This window comes from Ruegeria sp. N8 (assembly GCF_056531325.1).
The window spans coordinates 126661-141058 of the sequence record NZ_JBQFLQ010000005.1; the positions used below are offsets into that span (position 1 = coordinate 126661).

At 57.7% G+C, this 14398-nt stretch carries 11 protein-coding genes; 8 read left to right on the plus strand and 3 right to left on the minus strand.

What is annotated here, in order from left to right; genetic code table 11:
- Positions 1 to 9 precede the first annotated feature (9 nt).
- Positions 10 to 1260, minus strand: coding sequence for an ABC transporter substrate-binding protein (locus ACR0C5_RS11975; RefSeq protein ID WP_170773381.1), 1251 nt, complete (start codon positions 1258 to 1260; stop codon positions 10 to 12).
- A gap of 353 nt (positions 1261 to 1613) precedes the next feature.
- Between ACR0C5_RS11975 and ACR0C5_RS11980 the strand changes: the two genes are divergently transcribed.
- The 3 genes from ACR0C5_RS11980 to ACR0C5_RS11990 all read left to right on the plus strand — a co-directional run bounded on the left by ACR0C5_RS11980 (position 1614) and on the right by ACR0C5_RS11990 (position 6956).
- Complete coding sequence (locus ACR0C5_RS11980; protein WP_480876807.1) at positions 1614 to 5162, plus strand: adenylate/guanylate cyclase domain-containing protein; 3549 nt, start codon at positions 1614 to 1616, stop codon at positions 5160 to 5162.
- Between the two features lie 29 nt (positions 5163 to 5191).
- Positions 5192 to 5449, plus strand: a complete 258-nt coding sequence (locus tag ACR0C5_RS11985) for a DUF4242 domain-containing protein (RefSeq protein ID WP_170789958.1) — start codon at positions 5192 to 5194, stop codon at positions 5447 to 5449.
- Positions 5450 to 5540: 91 nt separating this feature from the next.
- The gene (locus ACR0C5_RS11990) at positions 5541 to 6956 is read left to right on the plus strand and encodes an FAD-binding oxidoreductase (protein WP_480876811.1); all 1416 of its coding nucleotides are present in this window, start codon (positions 5541 to 5543) and stop codon (positions 6954 to 6956) included.
- 9 nt (positions 6957 to 6965) lie between these two features.
- On the opposite strand, the gene ACR0C5_RS11995 is transcribed toward ACR0C5_RS11990, so the two are convergent.
- Positions 6966 to 7697 carry a response regulator transcription factor gene (locus ACR0C5_RS11995; protein ID WP_170789956.1) on the minus strand — a complete coding sequence of 244 codons (732 nt, stop codon included), beginning with the start codon at positions 7695 to 7697 and terminating at the stop codon, positions 6966 to 6968.
- The gene (locus ACR0C5_RS12000) at positions 7694 to 8884 is read right to left on the minus strand and encodes a GAF domain-containing sensor histidine kinase (protein WP_170789955.1); all 1191 of its coding nucleotides are present in this window, start codon (positions 8882 to 8884) and stop codon (positions 7694 to 7696) included. Before ACR0C5_RS12000 ends, ACR0C5_RS11995 begins: the two co-directional genes overlap by 4 nt.
- A gap of 224 nt (positions 8885 to 9108) precedes the next feature.
- Between ACR0C5_RS12000 and ACR0C5_RS12005 the strand changes: the two genes are divergently transcribed.
- Genes ACR0C5_RS12005 through ACR0C5_RS12025 form a run of 5 tightly spaced genes read left to right on the plus strand, consistent with a single transcriptional unit; the run spans position 9109 to position 14397 of the window.
- Positions 9109 to 10122: an ABC transporter substrate-binding protein gene (locus ACR0C5_RS12005; RefSeq protein WP_170773370.1), complete on the plus strand. Its 1014-nt coding sequence runs from the start codon at positions 9109 to 9111 to the stop codon at positions 10120 to 10122.
- Between the two features lie 3 nt (positions 10123 to 10125).
- Positions 10126 to 11598, plus strand: coding sequence for a sugar ABC transporter ATP-binding protein (locus ACR0C5_RS12010; protein WP_480876815.1), 1473 nt, complete (start codon positions 10126 to 10128; stop codon positions 11596 to 11598).
- On the plus strand, positions 11595 to 12521 hold the full coding sequence (locus ACR0C5_RS12015; protein WP_480876818.1) for an ABC transporter permease: 927 nt from the start codon (positions 11595 to 11597) through the stop codon (positions 12519 to 12521). Before ACR0C5_RS12010 ends, ACR0C5_RS12015 begins: the two co-directional genes overlap by 4 nt.
- Positions 12518 to 13495 (plus strand): ABC transporter permease, encoded by a 978-nt coding sequence (locus tag ACR0C5_RS12020; protein WP_480876821.1) that lies wholly within the window; start codon positions 12518 to 12520, stop codon positions 13493 to 13495. The genes ACR0C5_RS12015 and ACR0C5_RS12020 overlap by 4 nt, the downstream gene beginning before the upstream one ends.
- Entirely contained in the window at positions 13492 to 14397 is a 906-nt protein-coding gene (locus ACR0C5_RS12025) for an SMP-30/gluconolactonase/LRE family protein (RefSeq protein WP_480876824.1), read from the plus strand. The genes ACR0C5_RS12020 and ACR0C5_RS12025 overlap by 4 nt, the downstream gene beginning before the upstream one ends.
- The last annotated feature ends 1 nt before the right edge of the window (position 14398 follow it).

The following is a 14398-nucleotide window of genomic DNA, read 5'->3' on the forward strand; positions in this document are numbered from 1 at the left end:
AAGTCGGGATTACTTGGCGATGGAAACCGCGTCGACCAGTTCGGTCACAGCTGTTTCACTGTCATACTCGCCGTTGAAATGCGCCGTCACGACGTCATAGACCGCGTTTTTCACCGAAGCCGGCGCCGCGTGGCCGTGCGCCATAGAACCGAACAAGTTGCCCGACGATGCAGCGGCGGCCAGATCCTTCATGCCTTGCTGACCACAAGCGTCTAGGTCGCTGCCATCCACGTCGGTCCGGGCCGGAACGGAACCCTTCACCTTGTTGAATGCAATCTGGAAGCTTGGCGACAGAATGGCGCTGGCCAACGCGGCCTGCTCGGCTGAAACCGAACCGCCTTGGTCGAACATCATGAACTGGTCGGCGTTGAAGGTGACCTGGTCCTGCGTGCCGGGGAAGCGGAAGCACAGGAAGTCCTGACCCGGAACTTTGCCCGCGTTCAGGAATTCACCCTTGGCCCAGTCACCCATCATCTGGAAACCGGCCTCGCCATTGATCACCATCGCGGTGGCAAGGTTCCAGTCGCGGCCCGAGAAGTTCTCGTCCACATTGGCGGCGATGAAGGACATGCGATCGAACGCTTCTTTCATAGCATCACTGCCCAGCGTTTCTTCGTCCAAATCAATGAACGCCGCCTTGTAACCGTCCGCCCCCAAGGTTGACATCGCGATTGCGTCAAACACGGTTGCGTCTTGCCAGGCCTGACCGCCATGGGCGATCGGGGTGATCCCGGCGGCTTTCAGCGCTTCGACAGCCGCGACGAACTCGTCCCAGTTGGTGGGCTGGGCGATACCGTTCGCATCCAGGACCGCCTTGTTTGCCCACACCCAGTTGGTCGAATGCACATTGACCGGAGCCGAAACCCACTTGCCGTCATGCTTGGCAAAAGCCTTCAATGCGTCTGGCACCACATCGTCCCAACCTTCTTTGGCTGCAACTTCGTTCAGGTCCGCCAATGCGCCCTGATCGGCCCAGTCCAGAATGTCGAAACCCAGTGCCTGAACGGCAGTCGGGGCATTCCCGGCTGTGACACGGGCACGCAGAACGGTCATCGCCTGCTCACCACCGCCACCGGCGACAGGCATGTCGGTCCAGCCGATACCCTGCCCGGACAGGTCGTCTTTCAGAACATTCAGTGCGGCGGCTTCACCACCGGACGTCCACCAGTGCAGAACCTCAACCTCTTCCGCCTGCGCCAGGCTGGTTGTGCACAACAGCCCTGCCACAATCAGAGATTTTGTTTTCAGTAAGTTACGCATTTTCTTTCCTCCCAATATGCGATCTTTTTTGCACGGCCCCTTTTCGGGGTCCCTTTCTTCCGTCTTGCGGCCATCCTCCAACCGCACATTCACCCGAAACGTTTATTGCGTTTTCTCGGCGAAATACTCCCAAACACTTAAGTTCATTCTTACCGAAGTCCCGGCCAAAGTGAATGTCAGCGCTATCATTGATCAAGGAACCGGCTTCGTCCAGTGTTTTGAACGCCAAAGTCAAAAGAAGGGTTTCAAATACCCGAGTCTTTTCGATCGGTTCGTTCGGGCACATGGCAGGGCCGCCAGACCGAAACGTCGCTCGGCTTGATCCGTGGGCCAATAGCCCGCATGATCACGAAATGAGTTTTGAAGTCACGTCATGGCTGAAAGACCTTGGAATGGAGCAATATGCTGACACGTTCCTGCAAAATGACGTCGATGCACGTGCCTTACCGCTGCTCTCCAATGAGGACCTCAAAGAACTTGGCTTGTCCCTTGGCCACAGGAAGATCGTCCTTGCCGCCATAGCAAAGTTGGATGGCAACCCCGGATTGCCCATCACGAACGCCCCACCAGATGGAAACAATCCCGGTGAAACCGAAACCCGAGCACCTGCTGCCGAGCGACGCCATCTGACCGTGTTTTTTGCCGATCTTGTCGGATCGACCGAATTGACAAACAAGTTCGATCCCGAAGATATGCGCGCCTTGTTGCAAAGTTATCAAGACAGTGTCGCTGGGGCAGTGACGCGTTTTGGTGGCTATGTCGCCAAGTATCTGGGTGATGGGTTGCTGGTCTTTTTTGGTTGGCCACAGGCCTATGAAGACCACGCCATCCGTGCGGTGAAGGCGGGATTGGATTCAGTTGCGCACGTGAAAATCCTGAAAACCCCTGACGGCGAGCCTTTGTCCGTTCGGATCGGTATCGCAAGCGGTGACGTGGTCGTAGGCGACGCCGTTGGTGAAAATACCTTCGAAGAGGGCGCAATGACCGGTCCGGTTCTGAACCTGGCGGCGCGGTTGCAGGAAAACGCGCAGCCAAACTCGGTCGTGACTACAAGCGAGGATTCTGATGCCAGCCTGCGACGGGTCTTTTCGATTTCCTCACTTGGCCCTGTTTCGCTAAAGGGCTTTGAAACCCCGCGTACCTTGCTGCAGGTCACGGCCGAGCGCAGCGCCGACAGCCGTTTTCAGGCGTTGCATCGTGAAAGTGAAAGCACGGAAATGATCGGGCGGGACTTCGAAAAAGGTATCCTGCATCAAACTTGGCAACGGGCCTCTGCCGGGCATGGTGAGGTCGTTTTGCTGTCTGGCGAAGCCGGGATCGGCAAATCCCGCCTGACGGAAGAGTTTCTGAGCGGCGACGACATCGCTGCGACGGCAGACGTCATACGACTGAATTGCTCGCCCTATCTGACCAGCAGCCCCTTTCACCCGGTGACCGAGCGCATCTCGCAGGATGCAGGTGTCGGACCGGATCTGGATGACGATCGGGTGGTAGAGCTGGTCCGCGCCATGCTTGAGAAACGCGAGGGGATCGAACTGGATCACGTCCTGCCGGTTTTTGCGGCGCTGGTCGCCCCGCACAGTGATGTGGCCGAAAAGATTCTTGACCTGTCACCACAGGAACAGCGGGATTTGACCATCCAGACGTTGATCGACACGGTCAAGGCCCGCTCAACCGTGCGACCGGTTGTTTTGTGTGTTGAGGACGCGCATTGGATCGACCCCTCGACAAACGCCTTGCTGGAAAGGTTCAAGTCCATCTGTTCGGACCTGCCATTGATGATGTTGATCACCCACCGCCCCGGCTGGGATCTTGCGCGGGACGAAGGGGAAGCACACACTCAAACCCTACACCTGCGCCGCTTTGATCCAGACCATGTGGCGAACTTGATCCGCAATTTCTCGGGTAAAACCCCTGACACCGATCTGGTTCAGCTGATCATAGAAAAGACGGACGGCGTCCCACTATTCGTCGAAGAACTGACCCGCGCCTATCTAACCACAGGTGGGCAGGGTGCAGTGGCTGTTCCTTCGTCACTAAAAGGCGCGTTGATGGCGCGGTTGGACGCGGTTTCATCAGACGCGAAACAGGTGGCACTGACAGGCTCGGTGATCGGGCGCGAGTTTGAACCTGGCCTGCTGCGTGCAGCACTGACGGATGCCACGGTCGACACCGCAAAGGGCCTGGACGAACTGTGCAAAACCGGACTGGTTTTCGAAAGCGGCAACTCCAGAGGTCACTTCGTTTTCCGTCACGCACTGATCCGCGACACTGCCTATCAATCCATGCTCAGCACAACTCGGCGGGCGCAGCATGCCCATGTTGCCAAGGCGTTGGCAGCGTTGCGGTCCGCCGAGATTGAACGTCGACCTGAACTTGTCGCCCGACACCTGACCGAGGCCGAAGACTGGAGTGCGGCGTTCAAAAAATGGCAGGCGGCAACCGAAATGGCGCTGGCTCGTTCCGCCAGTCACGAGGCAATGACTAACGCGCACGAGGCGCTGAATGCAGCACGGAACCTTGAGGGCGACAATCAGTCCGAAACAATCCGGGCAACTGTTCTTGTCGGGCGCAGCTTTGATAGTTTGGGACAGCTACCCGAAGGCATTGCGGAACTCAAAAGCGCCTCGGACGCGGCAAATGCCCTTGGGGATGTCGAATTGGCCGCCGATGTAGCCCTGCATTTTTCGGATTCCTGCATGATGGCTGGGCAACGACATGGCGAAGTGATTTCCCTGTGCGAGGCCGCTTTGAAAAACCTGCCCGCGCAAGACGAAAGACGCCAGTGCCAGCTAAAAAGTCAGCTTGCCCGCGCCTGTCTGTTCCTTGGTCAAGCCTCAGAGGGTGCCCGATACGCCCAGGAATCGATGGAGCTTGCCGCCAAGCTGGGAGACAACAAATCCCAGTTCTCGGTCATGATGATGCAATACGGCGCGCCATTTATCGCAAGACCCGCCGACGAAAGGCACAAATGGCGGGAACATCTGGACAAGATGCACGAAGTAGCGCAGCATCTTGGCTCGATTGATCAGGGTCGGGACCGCACACTCAGCCTGTTTGTTGGGGCCGAAATGGCTGACCGGGCTCTGCTGGACCGGTCATTGAAACTGCTGACCGAGGTGTCCCAGAAAGACAATCACTTGCAGCTCTATTGGGTTCAGACCCATGCCCGGGCAATGATAGCGATCATGGAGGGCGACTTTGGCAAGGCCGAAAAGCTAGCTACCGAGGCGGTGAAAATCGGCCGCAAAACCCACGGGAAACATATCGAGGGCGTGTTTGGCGTTCAGATGTTCACCCTGCGCCGAGAACAAAGCCGTTTGCACGAAGTGGCTCCGGTCATAAAAAAACTGATGGATGAAAACGCTGACGACATGACCTGGAAGCCCGGTTTTGGCGTCATCGCAGCTGAACTGGGGTTTCATGACCCTGCTGAACGCATCCTGAACGAGGTCGCCGAGAGCGGATTTTATCTGCCGTCAGACGCCATGTATTCGACCACATTGTCCTATCTGTCCGATATTTGCGTCGCAGTCGGTCATACCACGCACGCGCAAACGCTGTTCGAAATGTTGGCCCCTTACGAAGACCTCACCATTACCGCTGGGGCAACGACAGTATGTACTGGCGCGGGTGCGCGGCGGTTGGGAAATCTGGCTGCATTGCTTGAAGATTGGCCAACTGCAGAACGGATGTTTACCAAGGCAATCCAGATTGACACGGACATGGATTGCCCGCCCTGGGTGGCACACAGCAAAGCCGCCTATGCGGCGGCTCTGCGCAGGCTTGGCGGCAAGGACAACCTTGAACAGGCCATCCATCTCGAGGCCGAGGCGTTGGCAACAGCTCAGAAATTGAGTATGGTTTCCCTTAGGGAAAGGCTTGAAGGAACTGCAAGCTGAACCCTGTTTTCATTTCCTGGGGGGGAAATATGCCAAGGTATATTATTGAACGCCAATTCGCCGAACAGGTAAACCTGACCGAAGGCGACAAAGCACATATTAAAGAAATAAATGACGAAGAAGGGATCGAATGGATCTTTTCTTTCCTCAGCGCGGACAAGCGCAAGACTTATTGCCTTTACGAGGCCCCTGACGAAGAAAGCCTGAAACAGGCCGCCAAACGGCTGAATATTCCGGCTGATGTGATTACTCCGGTAGATCGCATCGACCCCGGCGTTTTTGCCTGAGTTCTCGCAAACGATAAAAGGCGCGTACCCGCCGGACAACAGGCGGGGCACAGGGGCAAGAAACCTTCCTTGAACCAGGAAGGAATTTAAGATGTTTGACGTCAAGACATTGGACGGCAGCGCCGCTCGGATCGAGCGCGCTGCCTTGGACACTTTGAACGCAACGCTGCGCGGCGGCGTCCATTTGCCCGGCAGTCCCGAGTATGATCAGGCCCGCACAACCTGGAATAGCATCGTGGAGCGGCACCCAAGTTTCGTGATCCGCGCGCTTGGGTCCAGTGACGTGCAAAAAGCGGTGAATTTCGTGCGCGAGGCCGGGTTGACCATGTCCATTCGGTCGGGTGGTCACCAGATCGCGGGCCATGCTGTCGCCGACGATGCGGTTATGTTGGACCTGTCGCAGATGCGTTCGGTACATGTGGACCCGGTCAACCGAACCGCGCGCGTAGAACCCGGAGCCGTACTGGGCGATGTCGACCGCGAGACACAGGCCCATGCGCTGGCTGTGCCATTGGGCATCAACTCGACCACCGGAACGGCTGGTTTGACACTAGGTGGCGGCTTTGGCTGGATCACCCGGAAATTTGGGATGACCATCGACAACCTGATCTCTGCCCAGGTTGTAACCGCCGAAGGCGAAATCGTCACCGCATCTGCCAAAAGTCACCCTGACCTGTTCTGGGCCCTGCGGGGCGGAGGTGGCAACTTTGGCGTCGTCACATCGTTCGAATTCCAACTGCATCCGCTGGGCCCCGATGTCTTGTCAGGTTTGGTCGTTCACCCGATCGAAGCGGCCCCCGACCTACTGCCGGAATACGTGAAAATCGCGGATTCCGCGCCGGATGAACTGACAGTCTGGACCGTGATGCGCAAGGCCCCGCCTCTGCCCTTCTTGCCCGAGGAATGGCATGGGCGCGAGGTCTTAATCTTTGCCGCGTGTTATGCCGGACCAATGGCCGACGGCGAAAAAGCTATGGCCGGCTTGCGCGGTCTTGGTGATCCGATTGCAGATGTCATCTCGCCCCATGCATTCGTGGACTGGCAAGCGGCCTTTGATGGGCTTCTGACGCCCGGCGCGCGCAATTACTGGAAAAGCCACGATTTCAGCACGCTGACATCCCACGCGACATCCGACCTGCTTGCCGCAATCGCCACGCTACCTGATCCGGCTTGCGAAGTGTTCATCGCACATGTAGGCGGTGCCATGGCGCGGGTACCCGCGGATGCAACGGCCTATCCCGAGCGCAGCGCTCATTTCATCATGAACGTTCACACCCGATGGGAAGATCCCTCAAAAGACGCTACCTGCATCAGTTGGGCGCGGGCATTGTACGATCAGATGGCACCTCACGCCACAGGCAGCGCCTATGTGAACTTCATGCCCGAAGATGAGGCCAATCACATGGCTGGAGCCTATGGTTCCAATGGCGCAAAACTGGGTCAGATCAAAGGACAATACGACCCGCAGAACCTGTTTCGGATCAACCACAATATCGTGCCAACCTGAGCGCAGATTTCAGAGCGACAAGGCCGAGCGCGCCAGCCACGCGCTCAGGTCCTTTTCAGCAGCAACGATGGCTTCGTTGTTCAAAATCTGCGAGGTCATCGCCTTGGACACGGCGCGCACGCGTTTGTTGATCGCAATATCTCCGGCTTCGATCAGCAAGTCGTTGACGTCCAGTTTTTCGTAGATCGACAGCAAACGGTTCTGGATAGTGCGCAGCGCCAGTTTTCTGCGCACGGCAATGGCCTTGTCTGGAAGACCTAGCGCAAGATCGGTCAGGATCGCCAGTTCGACCTCGGTCAGCGCCTCGCCCGACCGGCTTTGATCCCGCTGAATTTGGTGAATCTCACGGTCGACCATGATCTGGGCTTCCAGCAGGACTGCCCTTAACGCCAAATGCATGCGCGATGGACTGGCGGTTTTCAGAACATAGCCATACGCGGCCTCTTTCGGGACGATCCGGGCGATGCCGCGCAGATACGCTTCGTCTGAATAGTTCGACCAGAACAAGATGCGCGTTTCCGGTCGCTCGGACCAAATGGTGCGGGCCGCCTCGATCCCGTTGCGCTCTTTCATGCGCAGGTCCATGACGATGGCGTCGACACCATCTTCTCGGGCCTTGACCTCACCCTCGCGCCCGTTAGAGGCTAGGCTGATTTCCGACGCTTCGGGCAAAGCCTCCAGTACCAACTCTTTGAGGTAGTTGGCGTGCATGGCATCATCTTCGACCAGAAGAACCTTCATGCCACTTCCTCTCTGCCGCGGCACTCCGACACCGGCAGCCTGACACTAATCTCAGTCCCTTCGGCGTAGCGGATGTCAAATTGTGCCGCGATCAACCGGGCACGCGTTCGCATATGGGTCAAACCGCCCGAGACTTTCCCAGTTTCGATCGCTGCTGAGCTGGCCCCATCGTCACGCACTGATAGATGCAGCCCATCCCGGCATTCGATCTCGACCAAAATGGACGAGGCCTGAGCGTGGCGTACTGCATTATTGATTGCCTCCTGCGCGATACGAAAGAGCGCAATCCGTTTGGTCTGTGGCAGATCATCGATCAGCCCGTCGGACAGGTCGCGCACGTCAATGTCGATCTCCTGATCCGTTCCGACCGCGCGCTCAAGATGCGTGCGCACGGCGTGTTGAAATCCAAAAAGTTCCAAAAGGGACGGGATAGAGGTGTCGATAATCTCGCGCAATCCCTGGATGCAGGTTTGCATCGACCCGCGCACAGCTTCGATATCTTTCTGTGTTTTGCAGCGCTCAAGCTCTCGGCTGATCCGGGTCATATCGGCCAGCGTCTGGTCGTGCAGATCCATGCCGATCCTCTGCCGCTCAAGCTCAAGCGCGTCGGTCAGGCTTAGTGCGCCCAGACGCAACCCTTCTTCGCGCGCCTGCAATTCCGCGCGCATGATCGCTTCGCGCCGCGATTGTTCATTGGCCCGTAACGCATAGAAATAGGGGGCAAGAATATCGGCAATGTTGCGAACCTGTTCGACCGCCTGATCGTCATAGAAATCCAGCTTCTGCGACGAGCAGTTCAAGGCACCGATCGTGCGACCCAGCACTTTCATCGCCACGTTAACGCGACTGCGCATCTGATGTTTGATGATCGGCTCGCAATCGGCCCCTTCGAACACATATCGCGGGTCTTCCAGCGCGTTGCCGGTCAACATGCTGTCGCATTCCCCCCGCAGGATATCGCGCACCGGAGAAACCTCGACAGGCGCGCGCGTGCGGCTCCAACTGGTGCGCAAGCCGACCTCGTAGCTGGTGTTCCAGTTTCCCTTGTCATCGACCAGACACACATCCAGATGATCAACCTGCAAAATGCGGTCGATCTCGGACTTGACCGAGCGCAAAGCGGACTTGATGTCGAGGTTGCCTGCCAGGTGATTGGAAATCCGCAGGTAATAGGCAAGATCGGCCATGGACGCACTTTCGAAAAACCGGTCCGCGGCGACCGGCACAACACAGTATAGAAGTCCGACCCCACCCTGTCATGCGGATCACCGCAATAGTTTTGCGGGAACCCGCAATCTTTGCGCGCATCCTACTCTTACACTTTTGCCCATTGCGCGGAATCCTCTCGCTGCCTGCCGGATTGAGCGGGCCCGATGAACGTGCGGCGGAGGGGCCGCCCAGGGAGGAAACTATGACACTCAAGGCAATCATGCTCGGCGCTGTCGCCGGCATTACCGTATTGGCGGCCACCGGTGCCACCGCAGACACATCCGACAAACGCATCGCGCTGTCCAACAACTATGCCGGAAACTCATGGCGTCAGGCCATGCTGGAAAGCTGGCAAAAAAATGGGGATGCAGCGGTGGCCGAAGGCTTGGTTGCCGCAGCGGACGCCTTCACCACCTCTGAAAATCAGGCGACCGAACAGGCTGCCCAGATTCAGAACATGATCCTGCAGGGCTATGACGCCATCGTCATCAACGCGGCCTCGCCCACGGCAATCAACGGCGCGGTCAAAGCCGCTTGCGACGCGGGCATCACCGTTGTCTCATTTGACGGGATCGTGCAGGAGCCCTGCGCATGGCGCATCGCCGTCGACTTCCAACAGATGGGCCGCGAACAAGTGAAATACCTGGCACAGCGCTATCCCGATGGCGGCAACCTTTTGGAAATCCGTGGGCTGGCCGGTGTCTTCGTCGATGATGAAATCAGCGCGGGTATTCATGACGAGGTAAAGAACTCCAACTTTGAGATCGTAGGTTCGGTTCATGGCGACTGGGCGCAGGACGTTGCGCAAAAGGCCGTTGCGGGCATTCTGCCAAGCCTGCCGGAAATCGTCGGTGTCGTGACCCAAGGTGGTGACGGCTATGGCGCCGCACAGGCCATTGGAGCCACCGACCGCTCGATGCCAACCATCGTCATGGGCAACCGTCAGGACGAATTGCAGTGGTGGGCCGACGAAAAAGCCGCCAACGGGTATGAAACCACGTCGCTGTCGATTGCTCCGGGCGTCAGCACGCTTGCTTTCTGGGTCGCGCAGCAGATTCTGGACGGAAACGACGTGCCCAAGGACCTGACCGTGCCTTTCCTGACCATCACCCAGGACGAATTGGAAGAGTCGCTGAAAACCACGCCCAAAGGGTCGGTCGCCAACGTTGAATATACGTTGGAACAGGCCAAAAACGTGATTTCGTCGGCTCAGTAGTCAATGAGCGATTTACACACGATACCCGGCGCAGTTTCTGCGCCGGTTGTCTCTCTGGACGCGGCCCATATGTCTTTTGGGCCCGTTCACGCGTTGCGCGCAGCGACGCTGGAAATTGCCGCGGGCGAGTGTATCGGATTGGTCGGCCACAATGGCGCGGGCAAGTCGACACTGGCCAATGTAATCAACGGGCGGCTGTCCCCCACTCAGGGCGCTGTGACCTACCGCGCCGGGGATGCCACGATGACCAATGGACAAAAAGCGCAGGCATCCGGCGTGCGCAGCGTGTTTCAGGAATTGTCGCTTTGCCCGAACCTGACCGTGCTGGAAAACCTACGCATTCCATTTCGCACCATGCCACGCAAGAATTGGCGACGCGTGGCGCGGCAGAAAATGCAGGACGCGCTGGATCTGGTTTTTCCCGGCCACGGCATCAAACCAAGTGCCACTGTCGGCAACCTGACCATTGCCGAACGCCAGATGGTCGAAATTGCCATTGCCTTCGCAGACCGCGACAGCGAACCCAGCCTTGTTATTTTGGATGAGCCGACCTCATCACTTGATGCGGCCATCGCGCAGCAGTTGCTGGATCATATCAAACGTTTTTGCACCGAGGGTGGCGCGGTTCTGTTCATCTCGCACATGATGGGTGAGATTTTCGATGTGTCGACCCGGATCGTGATCATGAAGGATGGTCAGATCGTGGATGACCAACCGGCCCGAAATTTCACCCGCGAAAGCATTGTGGACGCTATGGGTCACGTGGCACCAGACGACACCGATACCAGCGAAACCCGCGCCACCAAAACGCTGGGTGCCGAGGTTGTGCGCGCCGAGAATGGCCTGAACGCCCGTCAAGGCGAGATCGTGGGCTTGGCCGGGCTGGCCGGTCATGGTCAGGCCGAGGCGCTCGCACAGATCTTTTTCGACCATTCATCGGTCTGGAAATCCTCGGGTGATCCCGAGGTGGTCTTCGTCGCGGGTGACCGTACCCGGGACGGGGTTATGCCGCTTTGGTCGATCCTCAGAAACTTGTCTTTGACCACCCTGTCCGAATTCAGCAGCCGAATTTTGGTGGATCGCGGAAAGGAATCCGATCTGGTTCAGAACTGGAAACAGAGGATTGGAATTCGCACCGACAACGTATCGAACCCCATCCTGTCTCTGTCCGGGGGGAACCAGCAAAAAGTTTTGTTCGCACGGGCATTGGCCTCATCAGCGCCGATTGTGGTGATGGACGACCCCATGCGCGGTGTCGATGTGGGCACCAAGAAGGAAGTCTATCAAATGATCCGCGACGAAGCCGCCAAGGGACGCAGTTTCTTGTGGTACTCCACCGAGACGGACGAGATTCTAGAATGCGACCGGGTGTTTGTCTTCCGCACCGGACACATTGCAGCGGAACTCAGCGGGGATGAGATCACCGAAGAGAACATTCTTGCCGCCTCATTCGAAATGCAGGAGGCCGCAGAATGACCGGGGATCGTCTGCGTCTCGCCCTGCCCGTTTTGTCGCTGGCCGTGCTTTTGGGGGCTGTCTTCTACCTGCAACCGCGCGCGATGAGTTATTTCGGTCTGAACCTGCTGTTCAATCTGGCGATTCCGGTCGCCTTAGCGACCATCGCCCAGATGATGATCATCATGGTCAACGATATCGACCTGTCGATTGGTACATTTGTCAGCTTCTGCGCCTGCGTGACTGCTACGTTCGTTCACGACACACCACTGATCGGCTATGCCATCCTGGCGACGGCTATTCTGGCTTATGCTTGTTTGGGCGCGCTGATCCAATTCCGAGGGTTGCCTGCCATTGTCGTAACTTTGGGTATGTCTTTTGTCTGGGGCGGGCTGGCCGTTTTGATCCTACCTTCGCCCGGTGGCGCATCGCCGGAATGGCTCAAGACGTTGATGAGTTACAAGACACCTCTGGTCCCCATTGCTGTGGTCGCACCTTTAGTTATCGCATTGGTGGTACACCTGCTGATCAAACGATCCTGGGTCGGCGTGATCCTGCAAGGGGTCGGCGGCAATGACCGCGCGATGGAGCGCGCAGGGTGGTCTCTGGTCAAACTGCGCGCGTCCGCCTATGGGCTGGCCGGGTTGTTCGGCGTTCTGGCCGGAATGTGCCTTGTCGGTCTGACAACAGCGGCAGATGCCAACATTGCGCTGCGATACACTCTGCTGTCCATTGCCGGTGTCATTCTGGGCGGGGGCGAGTTTGTCGGTGGACGCATCTCTCCGTTTGGGGCGGTGATCGGCGCGCTTACCCTGACCCTTGCAGCCAGTTTCCTGTCCTTCTTGCGCTTGTCGCCTGACTGGCAGATCGGAGCGCAAGGGGCGATCCTGATCCTTGTTCTGGCGGTGCGGCTGCTCTTCGTTCGGAGGGAGGCTGCGGCGTGACCGATAATACCTCATCCACCGAAGGGCCCGTGAATCCTGTACGGATCTTGTTCTCAAAACCCTGGATCTGGGCCTTTGTGGCCGCCGCCCTGACTTTTGCGGCAACCAGTCTGATCGCCGGTTCCGGTGCTGGGTCGCTGTTCTATGCCGCCCTGACATTTGCTGCTTTTTCCGCCATCGTCGGGATCGGGCAGATGCTGGTGATCACCTTGGGTCCCGGCAATGTCGACCTTTCGATCCCCGCATCAATGACATTGTCGGCGACGCTGGCCCTGAAGTTCATGGACTCGGAAACCGTGCTGATCATACCCGGTCTATTGGTTGCAATCGGCGTCGGCATTGGCTGCGGCCTGGTGAATTTCGCCTTGATCCTGTTGCTGCGTATTCCACCGATCATCGCGACCCTGTCTGCCTCTTTCCTCTATCAATCACTGGCCATTTGGTCGAACCGAGGACTGCGTATCAAACCGCCCGAGCCGCTGGCCGATTTTGCAACTGGCGGAGCGCTGGGAATTCCCAATGTCGCCGTGATCGGTATCCTTCTGGCGATTTGCGCTTGGGTACTTTTGGAACGGTCGATCGCGGGACGGTGGATATCGGCCATCGGCCAGAACCTGCGCGCTGCCCGACTCAGCGGAGTTCCTGTCAACGCGGTCCGCTTTGGCGTCTATGTCAATTCGGCTGTCTGTGCTGCGCTGGCGGGGTTTCTTCTGGCCAGCTTTTCGGGGGGTGCAAACCTGAATATGGGGACTGAATACATGTTGATGTCCATTGCGGTCGTCGTGATCGGCGGATCTTCCATTGGTGGCGGCAATTCCAACGTGCCCGGTATCTGGGGCGCCGCTTTGTTTATGTTTCTCATCGTCTCAATGCTGAACTCCTACGGTTTAGGGGCTGGCGTCCGGCTTATTTTGACCGGCCTTGTCATCGTCGGAGTCGTCGCATTGGCCAGCCGTAAAGGATATGACGTATGATTTTTTCGCAGACCTACGACATCATCCGGCCGGAGTTCCGCGATCTGATCCATAGCAATATGGGCCTTGCGCGCCTCTCATCGGGGCACCGCTGGACAGAAGGGCCGGTCTGGTTTCCCGCACACAACCTGTTGCTGTTTTCAGATATACCCCATGCCCGCATCTACCAATGGACCGAAGGTGGTGGGGCAAGTGTGTATCGTCAGCACTCCGAATATTCTAATGGCAACACCCGCGATCCAAACGGTCGCCTTGTTACTTGCCACCATGGAAGCCGCTCGGTTGTGCGCACGGAACATGACGGCACACGGCAGGTGATTGCCGAAAGTTACATGGGCAAGCGCCTGAATTCTCCTAACGACGTGGTGGTTCGCTCGGACGGGTCCATCTGGTTCACGGACCCGACCTATGGCATTCTGTCCGATCTGGAAGGGCATCAGGCCACCCCGGAACAAGAGGGTAGTTTTGTCTATCGCGCCAGCCCGGATGGGCAGGCACTTTCGGCGGTTGTCACCGATTTCGTTCAGCCCAACGGACTTGCCTTTTCGGTGGACGAAAACCGGCTCTATATTGCGGAGTCAGGCAGCAGCCACGACCCTGAAGTTCCTTCAGTGCTACGAGCGTTCGACGTGAACACGGATGGCAGTCTGAGCGGCGGTCAAGAGTTTGCAACCATCGACAACGGATTGCCGGATGGGTTGCGGGTGGATCGCTACGACAATATCTGGTGCTCGGCAGCAGACGGGGTGCATGTCTTTTCGAAGGCAGGAGATTTGCTGGGTAAGATCCTAGTGCCCGAAACGGTTGCGAACCTAACATTCGGGGGCACGCGCGGGAACATGCTGTTCATCACGGCCTCGACCTCTGTCTATTCGATCTTCGTCAATTCCGCCGCGGCCTGAC